This window comes from Bacillus altitudinis (assembly GCF_001191605.1).
Lineage (GTDB): Bacteria > Bacillota > Bacilli > Bacillales > Bacillaceae > Bacillus > Bacillus altitudinis.
On the sequence record NZ_CP009108.1, the window covers coordinates 921,405 to 941,137 of the forward strand.

Annotated in this window: 19 protein-coding genes; 9 read left to right on the forward strand and 10 right to left on the reverse strand. The window is 40.8% G+C overall.

The genetic code is table 11. The annotated features are described in order from the left end of the window. Window positions 1–209: 209 nt before the first annotated feature. Window positions 210–791, reverse strand: coding sequence for a TetR/AcrR family transcriptional regulator (locus ID12_RS04625; RefSeq protein WP_304414256.1), 582 nt, complete (start codon window positions 789–791; stop codon window positions 210–212). Between the two features lie 137 nt (window positions 792–928). Here ID12_RS04625 and ID12_RS04630 point away from each other — a divergent pair, with 137 nt between their 5' ends. Then, the gene (locus ID12_RS04630; RefSeq protein ID WP_050826806.1) at window positions 929–2,134 is read left to right on the forward strand and encodes a cytochrome P450; all 1,206 of its coding nucleotides are present in this window, start codon (window positions 929–931) and stop codon (window positions 2,132–2,134) included. Window positions 2,135–2,166: 32 nt separating this feature from the next. Here the strand turns inward: ID12_RS04630 and ID12_RS04635 are convergent, their stop codons facing one another. The 3 genes from ID12_RS04635 to ID12_RS04645 form a co-directional block, all read right to left on the reverse strand. After that, on the reverse strand, window positions 2,167–2,580 hold the full coding sequence (locus tag ID12_RS04635; RefSeq protein ID WP_008347509.1) for a VOC family protein: 414 nt from the start codon (window positions 2,578–2,580) through the stop codon (window positions 2,167–2,169). 128 nt (window positions 2,581–2,708) lie between these two features. Next, window positions 2,709–4,073 (reverse strand): replicative DNA helicase, encoded by a 1,365-nt coding sequence (dnaB, locus tag ID12_RS04640; RefSeq protein WP_003214779.1) that lies wholly within the window; start codon window positions 4,071–4,073, stop codon window positions 2,709–2,711. 282 nt (window positions 4,074–4,355) lie between these two features. Next, window positions 4,356–5,312, reverse strand: a complete 957-nt coding sequence (locus ID12_RS04645) for a DUF4885 family protein (RefSeq protein ID WP_046344900.1) — start codon at window positions 5,310–5,312, stop codon at window positions 4,356–4,358. A 109-nt stretch (window positions 5,313–5,421) separates the two neighbouring features. Here ID12_RS04645 and ID12_RS04650 point away from each other — a divergent pair, with 109 nt between their 5' ends. The 7 genes from ID12_RS04650 (at window position 5,422) to ID12_RS04675 (ending at window position 12,824) form a co-directional block, all read left to right on the forward strand. Then, complete coding sequence (locus ID12_RS04650) at window positions 5,422–6,279, forward strand: hypothetical protein (protein WP_050826807.1); 858 nt, start codon at window positions 5,422–5,424, stop codon at window positions 6,277–6,279. Between the two features lie 487 nt (window positions 6,280–6,766). Next, entirely contained in the window at window positions 6,767–7,648 is an 882-nt protein-coding gene (locus ID12_RS04655; protein ID WP_007497413.1) for an alpha/beta hydrolase, read from the forward strand. Between the two features lie 209 nt (window positions 7,649–7,857). Then, window positions 7,858–9,483 carry an ABC transporter substrate-binding protein gene (locus tag ID12_RS04660; protein WP_050826808.1) on the forward strand — a complete coding sequence of 542 codons (1,626 nt, stop codon included), beginning with the start codon at window positions 7,858–7,860 and terminating at the stop codon, window positions 9,481–9,483. 98 nt (window positions 9,484–9,581) lie between these two features. Beyond that, window positions 9,582–10,547 (forward strand): iron-hydroxamate ABC transporter substrate-binding protein, encoded by a 966-nt coding sequence (locus ID12_RS04665; protein ID WP_050826809.1) that lies wholly within the window; start codon window positions 9,582–9,584, stop codon window positions 10,545–10,547. Window positions 10,548–10,636: 89 nt separating this feature from the next. Then, window positions 10,637–11,425, forward strand: a complete 789-nt coding sequence (locus tag ID12_RS04670; RefSeq protein WP_035704090.1) for an alpha/beta hydrolase — start codon at window positions 10,637–10,639, stop codon at window positions 11,423–11,425. Between the two features lie 18 nt (window positions 11,426–11,443). Next, the gene (locus ID12_RS18765) at window positions 11,444–11,587 is read left to right on the forward strand and encodes a YycC family protein (RefSeq protein WP_080987766.1); all 144 of its coding nucleotides are present in this window, start codon (window positions 11,444–11,446) and stop codon (window positions 11,585–11,587) included. Between the two features lie 22 nt (window positions 11,588–11,609). Next, a complete protein-coding gene (locus ID12_RS04675) occupies window positions 11,610–12,824 on the forward strand; it encodes a CynX/NimT family MFS transporter (RefSeq protein ID WP_050826810.1) in 1,215 nt (404 codons plus the stop codon). Between the two features lie 40 nt (window positions 12,825–12,864). Here the strand turns inward: ID12_RS04675 and rplI are convergent, their stop codons facing one another. The 3 genes from rplI to ID12_RS04690 are packed head-to-tail and all read right to left on the reverse strand — an operon-like array spanning window position 12,865 to window position 16,258. After that, window positions 12,865–13,314, reverse strand: a complete 450-nt coding sequence (rplI, locus tag ID12_RS04680) for a 50S ribosomal protein L9 (RefSeq protein ID WP_050826811.1) — start codon at window positions 13,312–13,314, stop codon at window positions 12,865–12,867. After that, entirely contained in the window at window positions 13,311–15,290 is a 1,980-nt protein-coding gene (locus ID12_RS04685; protein WP_017359884.1) for a DHH family phosphoesterase, read from the reverse strand. Before ID12_RS04685 ends, rplI begins: the two co-directional genes overlap by 4 nt. 20 nt (window positions 15,291–15,310) lie before the next feature. Continuing rightward, a complete protein-coding gene (locus ID12_RS04690; RefSeq protein WP_017368456.1) occupies window positions 15,311–16,258 on the reverse strand; it encodes a YybS family protein in 948 nt (315 codons plus the stop codon). 303 nt (window positions 16,259–16,561) lie between these two features. On the opposite strand from ID12_RS04690, the gene ID12_RS04695 reads away from it, so the two are divergent. Further along, window positions 16,562–17,491, forward strand: coding sequence for a manganese-dependent inorganic pyrophosphatase (locus ID12_RS04695; RefSeq protein WP_050826812.1), 930 nt, complete (start codon window positions 16,562–16,564; stop codon window positions 17,489–17,491). 44 nt (window positions 17,492–17,535) lie between these two features. Here the strand turns inward: ID12_RS04695 and rsiV are convergent, their stop codons facing one another. The 3 genes from rsiV to ID12_RS04710 form a co-directional block, all read right to left on the reverse strand. Next, on the reverse strand, window positions 17,536–18,393 hold the full coding sequence (rsiV, locus tag ID12_RS04700; protein WP_048001995.1) for an anti-sigma-V factor RsiV: 858 nt from the start codon (window positions 18,391–18,393) through the stop codon (window positions 17,536–17,538). Continuing rightward, window positions 18,394–18,888 carry an RNA polymerase sigma factor SigV gene (locus ID12_RS04705; protein ID WP_050826813.1) on the reverse strand — a complete coding sequence of 165 codons (495 nt, stop codon included), beginning with the start codon at window positions 18,886–18,888 and terminating at the stop codon, window positions 18,394–18,396. A gap of 149 nt (window positions 18,889–19,037) precedes the next feature. Continuing rightward, window positions 19,038–19,697, reverse strand: a complete 660-nt coding sequence (locus ID12_RS04710; RefSeq protein WP_050826814.1) for a hypothetical protein — start codon at window positions 19,695–19,697, stop codon at window positions 19,038–19,040. Between the last annotated feature and the right edge of the window lie 36 nt (window positions 19,698–19,733).

The window sequence follows — 19,733 nt, forward strand, 5'->3', positions numbered from 1 at the left end:
ACCTCCGTTAACCTTTCAAAACGTTATCTCTTTCAAACACATTTATTTTATCAATGGACAATGAAAAAGTCAACGTGAAATCCGAACATTAATATCTCGAAATCAAATTTTGTTCGTTTTACATGTGAGGAAAAGCGCTTTAATTGCTCATTCTACGCTTAAACAAGAAGATTTCGATCAAAATTACTGTTTTTCTCATTTCCGTTTGTTCAGTGATTTTCAATCAATTGAATCATCGAACTTGCCATAAAGTCGGGTGAATATGGTCTACCTTTTCTCAGCCACCACTCAGCTGTTCCAACATAAGCAGAAATGACAAATTGCTTCTGCATTTCGAGAGGAACGTGTTGTGGATCAGGTGGTGAACCTGTAACTTCTTCGAGCCCCAAAGTAAAGCTTTCTTCAAAAAAAGCACTGGCCGTCTGATGAATATTAAGCTCTTTTCCCCTTTTCAAGAGAATCTGATACTCCTCTTCATGTTCCTGCAAATGCTGATAAAAGCGATAAATATACACATATGCTGCATGGTCGCTCTTCCACTCATTTTCATGTACAGGAGCAAAAATAGCGGTTTTCATGACATCAAACATCTCATCCATGACCTGCTGAGCTAAGTCAAACTTATCCTCATAATGCTGATAGAAGGTTGTGCGATGGATCCCTGCCTTGTTCGTCAAATCTTGTACAGAAATCTTCCCCCATTCCTTCTCCTTTAATAACTGAAATAATGCTTTTCTTAATTGTTGCTTTGATTCAGTTGCGCGCTTATCCCCTCTGTAGCAGTCCGCCACAAGCCGCTCTCCCCTTCCCATTTTCTTCAACAGATTTCGCTTTTCTGTTGGTTGAATCCTTTCTCCTGATGAATTACCTTTAAATCTAACACAGTAAAAAAAAGGAATCATCTGACAACCCATAAGGAGTGATGATCATGGAAACAACAACACCTAGTGCCGTTCAAAAAGCGTTATTAAGAGGGAAAAATAAGCAGGACCCGTATCACCCATTTGATTGGTACGCCAAAATGCGTCAAGAATCTCCTGTTCATTTTGATGAACACAGCCAAACATGGAGTGTCTTCACCTATGAAGAAGCAAAGCGCGTCACCATCGATAAAGATACCTTTTCTAGTCAACCTCCTCAAGACCACCGGAAACATTCACTGATGAAAACAATGGTCATGATGGACCCGCCAAAACATACACGAATCCGTTCCATTGTGAGCAAAGCTTTTACACCCCGGGTGATGAAATTGTGGGAACCACGCATTCAAGAGTTAATGGATGATCTCATTGGACAAATAGAAGGTAAGGAAGAGATTGATCTTGTTCAAGACATCTCCTATCCGCTTCCTGTGATAGTCATTGCAGAGCTTTTAGGTGTGCCAACAGAACATAAACAACCCTTTAAAGAATGGTCCGATATCCTCGTCAGCATGCCTAAAAGTGAACATGAAAAAGATGTCGTTGAATGGCAAAAAACACGGGATCAAAGCGAAGCGGACATGATGGCGTTTTTTGCTGACATCATTGAAGAGAAGCGGCAGAACCTTAGTGAGGATTTGATTTCGCTTTTAATCCAAGCGGAGGAAGATGGAGATAAGCTGTCCGCAGACGAATTAATTCCTTTCTGCAATCTTCTCCTGTTAGCAGGCAACGAAACGACCACCAACCTGATCTCCAATATGATCTTTAGTTTGTTAGAAAATCCGGGGTCGTATGAAGCGCTCGCTCAATCACCTGACCTCATTCCTCGAGCTGTGGAGGAGGCTGTCCGTTTTCGTGCCCCTGCGCCTACAATTGTCCGGTATGTCACAGAAGACACCGAACTTGGAGGGAAAGTCTTGAAAAAGGGAGACAGTGTGATTGTCTTTCTTGCTTCTGCGAACCGGGATGAGCGTCAATTTCCAAACGCACATGAGTACGATATACACAGGCACCCTAATCCTCATATTGGCTTCGGCCACGGCATTCATTTCTGCCTAGGCGCACCACTTGCTCGCCTAGAAGCCTGCACTGCCATCAAAGCCATACAGTCACGATATGAATCACTAGAGCTTCTCTCTTACGTCCCAATGACAAGCAGCGGTATGTATGGACTAAAAGAACTGAAGCTCCGTGTCACGCCTCGTTCCTAACAAAAAAGGCTCCCACGAGATGGGAGTCTTTCTTAATCAGGTGTAATTCCTTCTGTATTCATGAGCACCACTCGATATCCATCTGGATCTTCAATCGTCACGCCTCCTCGATCCCAGTACGGGTTCGTAGAGGTGACATGCCGTCCACCAAATGCGATCAGTCTCTTTTTCATCTGCTGAAATTCTTCTTCATTCGGAATATAGAATACAAGCAGCTGCTCTGGGTGGGGAACAGGCAAGCTTTCGTCTTCTTCATGTTTGGTGATTTCCAGATGAACATGCTGGTGAGGAAGCCCAAGCATGACCCCATCATACCCTTCATGCTGATCAAATGAGCCAATTCGTTTCAGCCCTAAACCTTCTTCATAAAAAGAAACAACCTCTTTCATGTTGACGGTCGGACGTGCGATGCGTAATTGAGCGGCTTCGAATTGTTGAAACTTCATCAGTCATCACTCCTTTTCTCCCTTTAGTATACGATCTGTATTTCTGTCTCTCCTCCTCATTTCGAATGTTTTTCAGTCATTCTTTCGATGTAGATGGATCAAAAAAGCCCAGCTTCTTGAGCTGGGCTTTAAGCACCGGGCGGAACACCCGCATCGTCAAATCTTCTTTCTAAGTTGACGAATTTGTTATATTCTTTCACGAAAGCCAGTGATACCGTTCCAACTGGACCGTTACGCTGTTTCGCAATAATAATTTCAATAATGTTCTTATTCTCTGATTCTTTGTCATAGTAATCATCACGATAAAGGAACGCCACAATATCGGCATCCTGCTCAATACTTCCTGATTCACGAATATCAGACATCATCGGACGTTTGTCCTGACGCTGCTCTACCCCACGAGAAAGCTGTGATAAGGCAATGACCGGCACTTCAAGTTCTCTTGCTAGTGACTTTAAAGCCCTAGAAATTTCAGATACCTCTTGCTGACGGTTATCGCTTGATCGTCCACTCCCTTGGATGAGCTGTAAGTAGTCAATCAGGATCATGCCAAGCCCGTTTTCTTGCTTCAAACGGCGGCATTTCGAGCGAATTTCACTGACTCTAATGCCAGGTGTATCATCAATGAAAATCCCACTGTTTGATAGCGAACCCATCGCCATTGTCAGCTTACCCCAGTCCTCTTCTGTGAGGTTACCGGTTCTTAGGTTTTGTGCATTGATATTTCCCTCGGCACAAAGCATACGCATGACCAGCTGCTCAGCGCCCATCTCTAAACTAAAGATGGCGACACTTTCATCTGTCTTGGTCGCGACGTTTTGTGCAATATTTAACGCAAAGGCTGTTTTCCCTACGGACGGACGAGCCGCTACAATAATCAAGTCATTTCGCTGGAAGCCAGCTGTCATGCGGTCAAGCTCTGAGAAACCCGTTGGAATCCCAGTGATATCACCTTTTCGATTATGAAGCTGTTCAATATTATCATATGTCTGAACAAGAACGTCTTTAATGTTTTGGAAAGCTCCTGAGTTTTTACGCTGAGCCACTTCCATAATGGTTTTTTCAGCATCACTCAATAGATCTTCTACTTCATCCTCACGCGTATATCCATCCTGTGCAATGGTTGTTGCTGTACGGATCAGACGTCTTAAAATAGATTTTTCTTCCACGATTTTTGCATAATATTCAATGTTTGCGGCAGTTGGGACAGAGTTCGCAATATCGGTTAAATACGAAATCCCGCCTACCTCTTCTAGTAAGTCTGTATTGGCAAGTTCTGATGTCACCGTGACAAGGTCAACCGGTTCCCCTCTATCACCAAGTACAAGCATCGCATTGTAAATCTTTTGATGCGACATTCTATAGAAATCCTCTGGAATTAATACTTCAGAAGCGAGCGTTAGCGCAGATGGTTCTAAAAAAACAGCACCTAATACGGCCTGCTCGGCTTCTATATTTTGCGGCGGCAGCCGGTCATCGAGAAGTTCCGTCATGCCAAGCACCGTCCTTTCATAAAAAAATACGCTACTCATCATTTTAACATTTTCATCAATAAAAAAGTGAAAAACATCAACTATAGTCAAAATTACCATGTCGATGTTTTGTTGAACAGCGAAACAACACACTTCAAATAGAAAAGACTCTGTAACATAAATTGTTATAGAGTCCTTTGTATCGCTAATGGAATTTGTAGCTGTTGTTCACACATGTGATCGATACTCCAACATGGCATGTACACGCACATGATCAAATATTGAAAATATCAGGTGCGTTTTTTAATCTATCGTTTTCTTAACTCCGTAATTCACCTTTTGTCCAATGTCATATAAAGACCCGTTTTCATACCCAATAGATAACACCAAATCGGGAATAGAATCATATCCGTTTTTGGCTAAGTCAAAGAGCTGTGCACCATAATGTGATGCAGCAATACGGGCATTTTCTGCTGTGTATGGGTTTTTCAGAAGTTCTTCTTTGTAGATATCAAAAATATTCGCTCCGGTATCCGTTACAAATTGACCGTTTACAATGCTTAAATCTTTTAAATTGTAGCCTGTCACCGTTTTAATTTGATTGACAAGGTGGAACTTTGCAAGTGAATCCGGCGTGAATTGAGTCGAATCATCATTTCTACTTTTCATAATATGGAAAAATAGTTCTCTTGTATTGTTGCTTGTATTTAATATGTCTTCTATTTGTTTGATCAGTGATTCATCAGTTGATCCACTCACCACTAATTTGAAATGATTTGGGTCAATGGTAAAAGTTAAATTGGCGTTTTTAGGAATGTTCAAACCATTGGTAGAAAACAAAGCTTGCAGTTGTTCATTCACCTTTTGACGATTTAATAGTTTCTTTTCTACACTTTCCTGGGTAGGATCGTACCGTTTTTCATTACGGAAGGCGGCATCATTAGAATTATAATGTCCTCCTGTTCCATTATTAGCCCAGCCAATTTCAATAGAGTAAGCCGCTTCTCTTTCTGGTTTGGTTAGGTCACTTCTGAAATAAGGAGAGTATGGATTTCGATACTTATCAAATATATGACCATGAGGATCTTTGAATCGTTTATTTTGTTCATTTATTTTTTCGTATTTTTCATCTAATATTTTCATCCGTCTATCAGATTCGGTCATCACTTCATTTGTACTTTTAATAGCTGATTGGCCTTTAGAGTCTATTTGGTTCAGATTGTTTGAAGCACTGGCTGTGTATGACGTATTAATATTCATTTTGATTCTCCTTTTTTAAGAAAATAGTGATTATTAAATATATCGGCATTTCAGTTAAAATTTGTTAGTTTAATGTCGATATAGTAATTATTACAAGGAGGGTTAATATATGACAAATACGATCTTTAAACGTTTATTATTACCAGCATTATTATTGGCGCTTGTTACTAGTTTTTTCGCACCTACGTCAGCAGAAGCAGCAATTACGGGGAATAACAGTCCTAACACTGCAAGTTCAATGGGATATTGGAAAAATAGTCGTTCAGACACGACAATCTTACCTGAAGGTGAAAATGAAGCGTATTATCAGTTTACGATCAATAAAGGTGAAAGAGTTTATGTCCGAAGTTCGTATAATAAGCAATATACAGGTATGAAAATCGAGGTGTATAATTCAAAAAATTCGGACGGAAGGTCCAGAGTCATTAATCCTGATTCAGTCACACCCTTTATTTTTGCAAATACTGGTGACGTGACTTCAACTTCAGAAACTTATTTTGTGAAAGTGACCCGTGGTACATATACAGGGAATATGTATTTTACTGTTTCCATTCAAGATCGTATTAAATCTGGAAATGGGACATTCAATTTTACGGGGACGGCTACAAACTTGGGAAATTCTTCTTTAAATTTTTTAGGGGTTGATTCTTCTGTCATTACAATGGATTTAACGAACAATTCTTCTATTCCTAAAAGTGCAATCGTTAAATCGATTACGACAACTAGTACTCAAACACCCAACCAAGGGAATGTCACACACAAATTAATGGATAGTGAAAGTAACATTTGGTATCAATCACTTTTCTCCTCTGCAACAAGTGGTTCTTATCGTATATCTCTGGAAGATCAATTAAGAGTCGCTCAAAAATGGAACTTTAAGTACAACGCAAAAGCTACGGCGAGATCTACTATAAGCAATGTCAAAGCCGATATCCGTTACGAATATGATGTCACAGATGGATTTTAATTAACTAGTGTTGACAGATACGATCAAAAAGTAAGGGTACCTCCCTTACTTTTTTTATTGCCTCATTTTTGATGTTATATGTTATTTCGTCACTTTTAAAACAGCCCCTCCTCTTTCAACACGCTCTCTAGCAGAACCCCGACTGACCATTTCATTTTGTTATGAATGAAAATGTTAAAAAGAAGAGTAGTGTATTTTTGTATGAAAGGACGGTGCTTGGTATGGCGGAACTTCTCGATGACCGGCTGCCTACGCAAAATATAGAAGCAGAGCAGGCCGCATCAATGAATTGGGCGAAATTAACATTTACATAACTTTATGAACATTTGACTTTATAATTAATAGCTATTATTATTTGGTTTGCTCACATGATAATTGAGAATCATTTTCATTTGAAGTTTTCAAGTAATACTCTCATCCAACCAATATTCACAAGTCTGCTTTTATCACCATATGAGGATCATTTTGAGGAAGGGAATTTTTATATATGTTGAAACACCCTGAAGGAATGGGTACTGAGAATTCACTTTTCGGAGAAAGCCGTCCCTTTTTTATACCTGGGACGGAGCAACTGGATATCACAGCACACCCATACAGACTTTTTATATTTAAACCGAATGCTACTCCTCCAGCGGCTGGTTTTCCAGTCATGTACGTACTTGATGGAAATTCGCTTTTTGGCACAATGGTCGAAGCCATTCGTTTACAGTCAAGAAGACCTGAAAAAACAGGAATCATACCTGCAATCATTGTTGGAATTGGCTATCAAACAGAAGAATCCTATCATCCGCTTAGGCATTATGATCTCACTTTTACCGCCCCTGATGCTTCCATTGGGAGGAAAAGAAAGGACTTCTCCAACCATACATATGGCGGCGCTTCTACTTTCTTTTCTTTTTTAGAAATGACGGTAAAGCCCTATATCGAACAACGCTTTCCGATCAACCAAAGTCGTCAAACACTGTTTGGGCATTCTCTTGGTGGTCTTTTTGTATTACACACACTATTTGAGCACCCTGATGCTTATCAGACATATATTGCAGGGAGCCCTTCTATCCACTGGAACAAAAAATTATTTCTAGAAAAAGAACACCAATTCACCAACTATATACGTCAGGTGCCTATGGATGTCAGGCTGCTTGTAGGTGTAGGTGAGTTAGAAAAACATCATCCATGTCAAATGAATGATCATGCCAATTCACTAGCAAATCGTATGTTGCCTTTATCGTCATACGGCTTGCATACTGCCTATCACGAGTTCCCTGAAGAAGGACATACGTCCGTTTTGCCGGTGCTGATGAATTATGCTTTTCGTTTTGCACTCTATCATGATGATCCTTTAACAACCACAGACATGGAAAAAAGCTAGTGAACACACGAAACATAGTGATCTATCTCAAAAGATTGCCCTTATCACATGCGCAGGACGGACAACGAATGCAAGTATTTCTCTACACCCTACGCACCCTGATCTCCATCAGGGTGCTTTTTTGACAGAATAAACACACCATTTTCCAGCTCTTTCTGATACAATTCAATTGAGAATATTTATCAATTAATAAGAGATCAGGTGGTTTTATGGGAAACAATCATCAATTATGTACAAAGGTAAATGCTGAACAATGCATTTATCGATTAACATATACTGAAAAAATAAATAATGCAGATCTTCCACATACGGAGCAGCAGTTTTCAGATACTTTCTGCCTCCTCTTTAACATAAGCGGCAGCGGTTTACTTACATTGAATGATCAAAGATGGCGATTGAAAAATCTGACACTCTATACGATGATGCCTGGGGAAACATTTATGTTGAAAACAGAGCCACATCAAAAACACGAGCTCTATCTGTTTCGCTTTCAGATGTACACGCCACAAGGTCAAAGCATAGAAGAAGTATCAACTGAACAAGCCCAATCTTTACTGAATGTATGGCAATTTATCGATATTAGCTCGATTGAACACATTCATTCTTTACTGTCCGACATGACAACAGAATGGCAAAAACCTGAATCCATTAGCTTTTTTAGAAGCCAAACCCTTTTTCAACAGCTCATCCTGCAGCTTTTCACACTGCATAAAGAAGACATTTGTGACACAACACACGCCCTTTTCAAAACAAAACAATATATCGATCAACATTCCGAAGAACCTCTCAGCCTTACAAGTCTATCTCATATGGCTGGTATCAGCGCCAATCATTACAGCGAGTTATTTAAAAAGCATTTTGATGTGAGTGTCACTGATTATATCACCAAGAAAAGACTGGCTAGAGCCAAACAGTTCATGGCAAAAGGTCATGCAAAGCTCAAAGACATTGCACAGGACATCGGCTATCAAGACCCCTATTACTTTAGCCGCATCTTTAAGAAAAAAACGGGTATCACTCCTTCTGCTTATATGAAAAGCCGTCAACGGAAAATGGCTGCCTATGGTCATTCCATACTCGGGCAGCTCACACCCATTCATATCATCCCATATGCTGCCCCTCTTCACCCTAAATGGACAGCACATGATTTTGAGCATTATGCAGAAGAAATTCCGATTCATCTGAGTGCACATCGTATCAACGAACACGCTGAAGCCAATTTACAGCAATTGAAGGAAGCACAACCTGAGCTGATCATTGCAAATGATCATGTGACAGAGGAAGAAAAACAAGTGTTGAAAACCATCTGTCCTGTGCACTTTGCTCCATTCACACAATTGGATTGGCGCACTCAATTCAGACAAATAGCTCTGTTCTTAAACGAAACAAGAGAAGCAGAAGAATGGCTGTTTCATTACGAAAAACTCGTTAATCAAGCGAAAAAGGCATGCGTTATTGATCATCCACCAAGAACCGTCCTGCCTCTTCGTATCTTTCAAGATCAGCTCTACTTATCTGTCAATCGCACCATGTCAGAAGTAATTTTTCATGACATTGGCCTTCTGCCAGCTTTTCAGAATGATGGCCAGCTCATCGAAAAAAAAATCAGCATTCACTCTATACAGCAGTTAGACCCAGATGCCATCTTCCTCTTGTTGCATAAAGAACCAAAAACCATTGCTTTTTATCAAAAATTAAAGCAACAGGAGGCTTGGCAAAATCTCAAGGCTGTGACGCAACAAGCCGTCTATCCACTCGCTTCTGACCCTTGGCGTGAATACACAGCAGCCAGTCATCAACGAGTCATTCAGGACCTTTTATCTTTTTTTCCGTAAAAAGTCCATCACTAGACAGATCATTGTCTATGGATAAAAGGACGAATGACTACTACAATCTTTAATTGAGAACAATTATCAGTTAAAGGAGAAAACAAATGAAAAAATGGTTCGCATTGCTTATCCTTTGTATCATGACGATCACCGCAGCAGCCTGTGGTGCTGCAGAAAATAAACCGGCTTCCAACACAACCAAAAGCAAGTCAGCTGAAGCAGCAGAAACAAACATCAAATATTTAGATCAAACGTACAAACTCAAAACACCAGTGAAAAGAGTCGTCATTGCTGGAAGCCTAGAATCGATGGAAGATGCAAAACTACTTGGTATCCAGCCTATTGGGGCTTCTACTGTAGGCGGCAATTTCCCGGAATTATTTAAAGACATTACAGCAAAAACAGAAGGCATTGGGGAAAAAACTGAACCGAACCTAGAAAAAATCTTAAAACTAAAACCAGACGTGATACTCGGATCAACCAAGTTCCCGCCTGCAACAATTAAAAAAATAGATAAAGTTCAAACGACGATCCCAGTATCACATGTCTCTTCCGACTGGAAAAGCAACCTTTTATTACTCGGTGAACTGACTGGAAAAAGTGAAGAAGCGAAAAGCATCATTTCTGATTATCAGAAAGATCTCAAACAAGCGAAAGAAACCCTGAAAGACAAAAGCAACAACAAAACAGCTGTCATTTTACGCATTAGACAGGGCGACCTGTACGTGTACCCTGAAGACGTATACTTCAACTCTACTTTATATGGGGACTTAGGATTTACAGCACCAAGTGATATCAAAAAAGCCAAAGCACAAGCAATGATTTCATTGGAACGCCTAGGTGAACTCAATCCTGATTATATCTTTGTTCAATTCTCCCAAGAGGAAAACTCATCGAATCCAAATGCATTGAAGGACTTAGAGGGAAATAAAATTTGGAACAGCCTAAAAGCTGTGAAAAATGGACACATCAATGAAAATGTCGTTGATCCTATGCTTCAGGGAGGAACAGCACTAAGCAAAACCACCTTCCTTGATCAGGCTGTCAAATGGCTAGATCAAACCAACTAAAAAGATGCGCATCTTGACAAAGGGCTAAACATTTTAGTCCTTTGTTCTTCTTTTCAGCGGAGCTTGAAAACTTGAAGGAGAGAATACACATGAACGGAACGTTTCTATATGACGAATTGAACGGGCGGCAGCTTGATATTTACCTTCCACCGGACACCTCTATTGATGTTCCAGCTGTCTTTGTACAAGATGGCTCTTCTTTGTTTAGAACCCACCTGCTAGAGATCGAAAGCATGATTGAAGCCAAAACCATCTCGCCAATCATCATCGTCGGTATACACCCCTTCAATCGACTTGACGAATATACACCATGGAAAGCATCATCACTGCATTCTGGATTCCCTGACTTTAAAGGTGAGGCACAGACATATGTGTCATTTTTAGAAAATGACTTGCTTCCATATATCAAAAGAGAATACCCAGTTAAACAGACCGGTCATGAACATAGCCACGTAGGTGCTTCATTAGGTGGACTCTTTGCTATTTATACCTTATTCATGTACCCTGACCTTTTTAAAAACATCGCGTCCCTCTCCGGGTCATTTTGGTATCCAGATTTTCTATCGTTTGCTAAACAACAAAGCATTCAGTCTGTGGACCACCTTGTCTATTTGTCTGTAGGCAGTGAAGAAGGGAAAGGCAAAACATCTGCCCAACAGCACATGCCTTTATTCAACAAACAACTCCATGATCTTTTATTACAGAAAGGGATGCAGGAACGAAAGCTTCACTTTCACATTGAACAAGGAGAGGGCCACCATCTGAAACAATTTCAAAAAAATTTCTTATCGGCCATCAAGTGGTTTTATAAAAGAAAACCCAAATTTTTTATCAGCAAGTCACAAAGTCGATATGGTATATTGGAACGTATAGATTGAAAGAGGAGGGATTTGCGCATGAGACCTTTACAAATCTCAGCCGATACCGCACAAAAGCTTGCTGTATCACTCAATGTACCGTTAGAGCAAATCATGCATATGCCGCAGCACATCTTATTAGCTAAATTAGCGGAGCTTGAACAGAAGAAAGATCGTCCTTAAAGAAATAAAGGAGTTTACATTCATGGAACAACAACTAGAAAAATCAACATTTCATCCTCGCAGTACAGGGCAAACCATTTTGCTGATTGCTGGGATTTTACTCATTGCCTTTAACCTGAGGCCAGCCATTACGTCTGTTGGTCCTGTGATCGGTGCCATTCGTTCTGATTTACAGCTTTCAAATGGACTGGCTGGTTTCCTCACGACATTACCACTGCTCTCATTCGCATTGCTATCTCCCATTGCACCTAAAATCGGAAAACGTCTTGGGAATGAACGAACACTTTGGCTTGGGCTTGCTGTCCTGCTCTTTGGGATTGTCATTCGTTCATTTGGCAGCATCACCTTTTTAATGATGGGAACGGCGCTAGTAGGCGTCGGGATTGCGATTTGTAATGTGCTTTTACCTGGACTTGTGAAACATAAATTCCCTGCACATGCTGGATTAATGACAAGCGTGTATACGACATCGATGTCCGTTTTTGCTGCACTTGCATCTGGTGTCAGTGTTCCGCTCAGTCATGCGATGCCTGGGGGCTGGAATACATCATTCCTTGTCTGGGCCGGACTTGCCCTTCTTGCGATGATGGTGTGGGCGCCGCAGCTTCTTCATCAGAACACAGCGGCTGTCAAAAGCATTTCGCTCAAAGAGCAGCCAATATGGCGTTCACGTGTCGCTTGGCAGGTGACCTTTTTTATGGGCTTGCAATCATTTCTTTTCTACAGCAGTATCGCATGGTTTCCTGATATTTTGACATCACATGACATGAACCTGGCGACAGCGGGATGGATGCTCTCTATTATGCAGTTCACTGGTCTGCCATCCACCTTCTTAACGCCAGTTTTTGCAGAAAAATTAAAAACGCAAAGACCGCTTGTCGTCGGCCTTGTCCTTGTGTATTTACTCGGCATGATTGGTCTCCTTCTCGGAGGGTCGACGCCTATTCTTGTCATCTCTGTGCTATTCATCGGCGTCGGACAAGGGGCCAGTATCAGTCTTGCCCTCACATTTATCGGATTAAGAACAACCAATATGGAACAAGCAGCTGCCCTCTCTGGAATGGCGCAGTCACTCGGTTATTTATTAGCCGCTGTTGGTCCATTCATGATCGGTATCCTTTTTGATGTGACACATACATGGACGCCAGCCATTATCATCTTTATCATCGTCCTATTTTTCATGTTTATATCCGGTATGCGTGCTGGACGAAGCGTCTATATTTCAGATCCATCATAAACAAAGAACCCGTCTCACGAGGAGACGGGTTCTTTTCTGTTTATGCTTGTTCTGTGACGTGTACTTTTAATGTTGCTTGTACTTCTGGGTGAAGTTTCACCGGTACATTTGTGAATCCTAACGCACGAATGGCATCATTCAACTCGATTTTACGCTTATCGAGTTTGATTTGATGTTCTTTTTGCAATTTATCAGCGATTTGTTTGCTTGTAATCGATCCAAATAGACGACCGCCTTCACCTGATTTCGCAGTGAGTTCCACTGTTAACGCCTCAAGTGTTTCTTTTAATTGTTTTGCTTGTTCAAGCTCTTGGATGGCATTCTTTTTCTCTTTGTTTTTCTGCCCTTCCAATGCACTTAGGTTCGTTGGAGTTGCTTCAACAGCTAACCCTTGTTTGATGAGAAAGTTGTGAGCGTATCCGTCAGCTACATTTTTGACTTCGCCTTTTTTCCCTTTGCCTTTTACGTCTTTTAGAAAGATGACTTTCATCTTTGAACCCCTCCTTCGAAATATTCGTCTATGGCAGCTTTTAACTTCTCTACCGCTTCTTCAATGGTTATACCATAAATCTGGGTCGCAGCGTTAGTCAAATGACCGCCGCCATCTAATGCTTCCATAATAATTTGAACGTTGATATCCCCTAACGATCTTGCACTAATACAAACCGTATCGTCATCTCGCCTTGCGACAGCAAATGATGCTTCAACCTCACTCATCGACAAGAGAGAATCAGCCGTTTGTGCGATCGTAATTTGATCATAATACTCAGACCTGTCAGACGGCAAGGAAGCAATCGCTACCTGATTTTGATACAGCTCTGTATGCTGAATGAGCTTTGCCCGTTTGATGTAATGATCGACTGTCTCTTTCAAAAACTTTTGCACAAGGACAGGATCTGCCCCTTTTGCACGAAGGTAGGATGCTGCATCGAACGTTCTTGACCCCGTTCTGAGGGAGAAACTCTTCGTATCCACGATGATCCCAGCAAGAAGTGCTGTGGCTTCAATCATGTTAATCCGCAATTTCTTCGGCTGATACTCTAACAGCTCTGTCACAAGTTCTGCTGTAGATGAAGCATACGGCTCCATATAGACAAGTAAAGGATCACGGATAAATTCCTCACCACGTCTATGGTGGTCAATGACAACGACGTTTTCGATCTTATTTAGCAGTCGTTCTTCCATCACAAGGGACGGTTTATGTGTATCTACGACCACAAGCAATGTGTCATCCTTTGCAAGCTCCATCGCTTCCTCAGGCGTGATAAAACGGGACCAAAGTTCTTCATAATTCTTAATTTCACTAATTAAGCGTTGAACGCTGTCCCCGATCTGGTTGGCATCAATGACGATGTAACCTTCTTTTCCATTCGCCTGAGCAACCTTTAAAATCCCGATCGAGGCACCGATAGAATCCATGTCGGGGAACTTATGCCCCATGATCATGACATTACCGCTTTCAGATACAATTTCTTTTAAAGCATGTGAAATGACCCGTGCGCGTACTCGTGTCCGTTTTTCCATTGGATTGGTTTTTCCGCCGTAGAATTTCACTTTCCCATTCGGCTGTTTAATCGCTACCTGATCCCCGCCTCGTCCGAGGGCAAGGTCAAGACTTGACTGCGCAAGTGCGCCAAGTTCTTTTAAAGAAGGAACAGACGCACCGATTCCAATACTAAGGGTAAGCGTGGCGCTATGTGCCCCTGTTTTCTCACGAACCTCGTCTAAAATGGAAAACTTCGACGCTTCAAGCTCTGCTAAGATGCTCTCGTTTAATACCGCCATAAATCGTTCAGATGAAATTCTTTTTAGGAAAATGCCATATTCTTGTGCCCAATTGTTTAACAGCGATGTGACTTCACTATTTATCGCGCTACGTACCTGATCATCAAGACCCTGCGTCACATCATCATAATTGTCTAAAAAGATATAAGATAACACCGTTCGTTCATTTTCATACTGTCTTTCAATCTGCACTTGTTCCGTGACATCAAAGAAATATAAAAGGCGCTCTGACCGTTTAATAATGACTTTGAATTTCCGGTCATTCAGCGTCACATTTTCTGTCTCAACCTCTTGTTTAATAAGAGGCACAATGGATTCAAATGTATCATACAAGGATCTGCCGACAAGTGTGCTTTCATGGAAGCACGAAGCGAGAAATGGATTGGTCCATTCGATATAATACTGGTCATTAAACAGCATAATACCAATTGGCATCTCCATTAATGCTTCTTCTCCAACCTTTTTGACTCGATAGGATAATGTTGAAATATATGAATCAATCTCTTTTTGTACCTGCGTATCTGCCCACTTTAAAAAGTAGAGCACACCCGCAAGGACTAAAAGACCAACCGCTCCTATGATCCAATTAAAATAAAGGTTGAGGAGGACTGTGATCACCGCAAGGACAATTAACGCGAAGATCGGATACTTGATGACAGGTTTTCGATAGAAGCTTGGCACTGATATCAACTCCTCAACATTCAGAGTGAATTATTTGTTTTTACTTTTTCTCTTAAATCAAAGCCTATGTCAGCAATCCCTATAATACGCACAATCACACCGATTGGCGGAAAGAGAATCGTCAATACGACGGCAAAAATGGGTACCACTTTTGAGATGTTTTTTTCGTGGCAATAATAGAAGATAAAAGAAAAGCCCTGAATAAGCACCAGTATAAATAAAATTTGAAAAGCACTCGTTTGCACGAGCGATAAAAAGCTGCCTTTCTCCGGCTGAATCAGCATCAAAAGCAGTGTGAGTAAATAATACCATACCATGCTTTTTGGCAGTCGCATATCCTTAAATTTCTTAAGAGCTGGCATGTCTGGAACAAACCGTTTGATCAACGGCCGCACAAACCAATGATTGACGAAAGACATCAGCGTGACAAAAATCAAAAGCGCTACAGGTAAAGAATTTAATGCCGTATCCTGCATCTCTCTAAACTGCTTGAGTTGTTTTGCTATGTCCTGATCAGAAGCGCCAGATTGTTTTAAGGTACTCTCTACCATCGGCATGATTTGGTCAATTGATTCCTTTGCGACACCCAGTATATCTACTTGAAACAGCTGGACACTGACAACAAAGTAAATGAGAAAACTGAATAAGTAGATCAGCGCACCCGTAATGATAGCCTGACCTGGCTGCCTCCTGCTGTAGAAAACACCCATACCTATTCCAACAGCAATCAGCATTGGCGCACTTAACAGCCCATTAATAGACCCAATTAAAAAGCTGATCACTATGCCAATAGCGCCAGCCGCAATTCCTTTTTTCAAGCCATGCCTGATTGTATAGAGAATGATCGGAATCGGAGCAGCCATGAAGAAAATAATGGATAAAAGTGGCACATACAAATAAAACAGCGTCATTACCGCAAAAATACTGATCATGATAGCGCCTTCTACTAACGCTTTTGTTTGTTTCACACCTTCACCTCAATCCAATCATTTTTCTATATCTTGCTCAATGTGTACTTCTATGTATACGTACGATGTACGCTCCGTCATATCTTGACCCAACCTTTATTTTACCATAGCCGCAAATCGCAAGTAAAATGCAGGCTATCCCAAGAGCGTTTCACGTGGAACAACTTAGATCGTCTTGTACATGCAACTTTTCAGACAGCATGTTACAATTTTTTAGATTATTCTTAGCTATAAACCCTGAATTCAAGGTCAAAAGCTGTTAGAATAGAAACATCATCAATAAAAGTAAGAAGGAGAATTCACATGGGAAAAACACTCGTATTCGGACACAAAAACCCTGACACAGACACGATTTGCTCTGCTATCGCTTACGCTGATCTGAAAAACAAAATTGGCGTTCAAGCAGAAGCTGTCAGACTTGGAGAAACCAATGGAGAAACACAATACGCATTAGATTTCTTTAAACAAGAAGCACCTCGTTTCATTGAAACGGCTGCAAACGAAACAAAACAAGTCATTCTTGTCGATCATAACGAATTCCAACAAAGTGTAAGCGATATTGATCAAGTACAAGTGACAGAGGTCATTGACCATCACCGTATTGCCAACTTTGAAACAAGTGAACCTCTTTACTATCGTGCTGAGCCAGTTGGCTGCACAGCAACGATCTTAAACAAAATGTACAAAGAGCACCAAGTCACAATTGAAAAAGAAATCGCTGGTTTGCTTTTGTCTGCGATCATTTCTGATTCCTTGCTATTCAAATCCCCAACATGCACACAGCAGGATGTTGATGCTGCGCATGAGCTGGCAAAAATCGCAGGAGTAGACCCTGACGTATATGGTTTAGATATGCTGAAAGCAGGAGCTGACCTAAGCCAAAAAACAGTTCAAGAATTAATCACACTGGATGCAAAAGAATTTGCACTAGGTAACAGCAAAGTCGAAATTGCACAAGTTAATACAGTTGATATTGCTGAAGTAACAGCAAGACAAGCTGACATCGAAGCAAAAATCAATGAAGTTATCGCAGCGAAAGGTCTTGATCTATTTGTTTTAGTGATCACAGACATTCTAGAAAATGATTCTCTTGCGCTTGCCCTTGGTGCTGAAGCAGCAAAAGTAGAAAAAGCATTTAATGTCACACTTGAAAACAACACTGCTTTACTCAAAGGTGTTGTATCAAGAAAGAAACAAGTCGTGCCTGCACTAACAGACGCACTTTCTTCATAAACATAAAAAGACTGCTGACATCTTCAGCAGTCTTTTTTCTTCTTTTAATGAATGTACATATCGCTGACAAGAACATCCTTTAGCACACTTGTTGGAATCGTGAATTCAACTACACCCATGTAACCAGGCGCCACATCATATTCGTTGAAGGAAATCACCAGTTTGCCTTTTGAATTGATATAGAAGCTTTGATCTGGCTGAATCTTCTTAAACGGGTCAACCGTATCTTGCTTCGTCATCCAGTAAATCTTATTTGAATCCTCTTTCATCTGTTTCTTCATTTGTTCTTTAATATTTTCACTAATCACATCAATATAACGGTCATCTTTAAACAGACTTGGTAATGTAATGAGTACATGGTTTTTCTTATCCACCGTATCATATGTCATTTCCTCTGCCGCAGAAGCCTGAGTTGTCACCTTGTATCGACCTAGTGAAAGAATTTGATCATTATTTGTTCTTACTTCATATCCGCTCTCTACACTCAAATGACCATTTTTATAACCCTTTGTTTCCTTTTCAAAATCTTGATACAGCTTTTTGTTTTCAGCTAAATATTTTTGATTCAGGCTGTCTTGTAATTTTCCGTCCCCAAGCCCTGAAACGTGTGGTGTTTTGAGATCAATATTTGTTCCCTGATCGCTCTTTTTAAATTCTGTGAACGTCACGACTTTCACAAGCTCTCCAATGACGGGTACTTCTGAAATCGCTCTTGCTGCCTGCGGACTGACATTTACAGTGGTGACAAATAAAGCAGCCGCAGCAACAAGTCCGATCGTCCATTTCTGAAAATGAGGTTTCTTGTTTTTTCGTTTTAATGTCCGTTCAACCATAGCATCGTATTCCGGGGGAATAGGGATTTCTAAATATTCCTCTTTTAACTGTTCCAAATGCTTATCCATTTATATTTCCTCCTGCAATAATTCTACTTTTAAAAGCCGCAACGCCTTATATAATCTTGTTTTAATGGTGTTTTCATTTTCTCCAAGAATATGAGCAATGTCCTCTAGCTTTAAATCCTCAAAGAATCTTAATATAATGATGACCCGATACATCTCCGGCAAATCTTCTATCGCCCGTCTGACATCTTGATCCTCATAGACATCCGATTCACCCTGTGATAAAAATTCCAGCGTGTCATCGTCTGTCACTTGCACACGCTTCTTCTTTCGTAAAAAGTCGAGGGCAGCGTTTACGACGATTTTATAAAACCAGCTATGCATCTTGGTCGCATCCTCTAATCGGTGAACAGATTTGAGTGCTTTATGAATCGCCTCTTGAACGACATCCATCGCATCTTCTGGGTTTTTGACATAGCTATAGGACAATCGATAAAAACTGTGTTTATGCTCCATTACGTAATCCGCAAATTGATCATCAATCTTTCGTTTCTTCATTTTACAAAGAGCTCCTTTATCTTAAATGCGCATCTGTTATTTCTTACATTGGATAGACGCGCACCTGTTAAAAATAGTTTGCGCTCCATTATTTTTTTAACATGTCATCCCATTTACGTTTCTATACAAAAAGAGCGAACCTGACGGGTTCACTCTTTTAAAGCCGTTATTTTTTGATAAACAAATGGTTTAAGTGGTGATAGCGGATGAATGATGGACACTCCTGTTTCCTGCTCCACCTGCTTTGCAGCGTGAACCATCGAGAGCTGCATCACACAAATATCTCCATGCTGCTGCTTCACAGATTGCCTTAACTGTTCCATGATTCGCTCATGATAGGCTTGTATATCACCGTTCAAGCAAAGATGAAAGACATCCTCTAGCACAACCACTTCTGCCTTCAACTGCTTTCCCCGCTCTTTTACATATGAAGACAGTCGCTTCATCGTTCCTTCTACTGTATCTGGGTTTGAAAACACCAGCTGAAGCGGACCCTCTCGCTCACAAATCTGCTCAAATAACGGCTCATCTATCGAAACAATTGGTTGTTTGAACAGGTGCTGCTGCTCCCCCAAAGCCGCAATGTATTGTGTACACGTTAATAAAACAAGATCAGCCTCTCCTTCTTGCATGAGTCTGTTGATGGCATAGGTTTGCTGCTGCTCAAGATCAAATGCGGGATCTTGTTTGGCTCGTTCCATAAATGATGAATCGACGATGTGATGCAGATCAAATCCTGTGTCATAGAAAGCGTCGTCAATGTAAGAAATATTAGATGGATGTGCGTGAAGGCAGTGTAATCGAATCATTAGGTCCGCTCCTCATAAAAGTTTTCACTCATTATA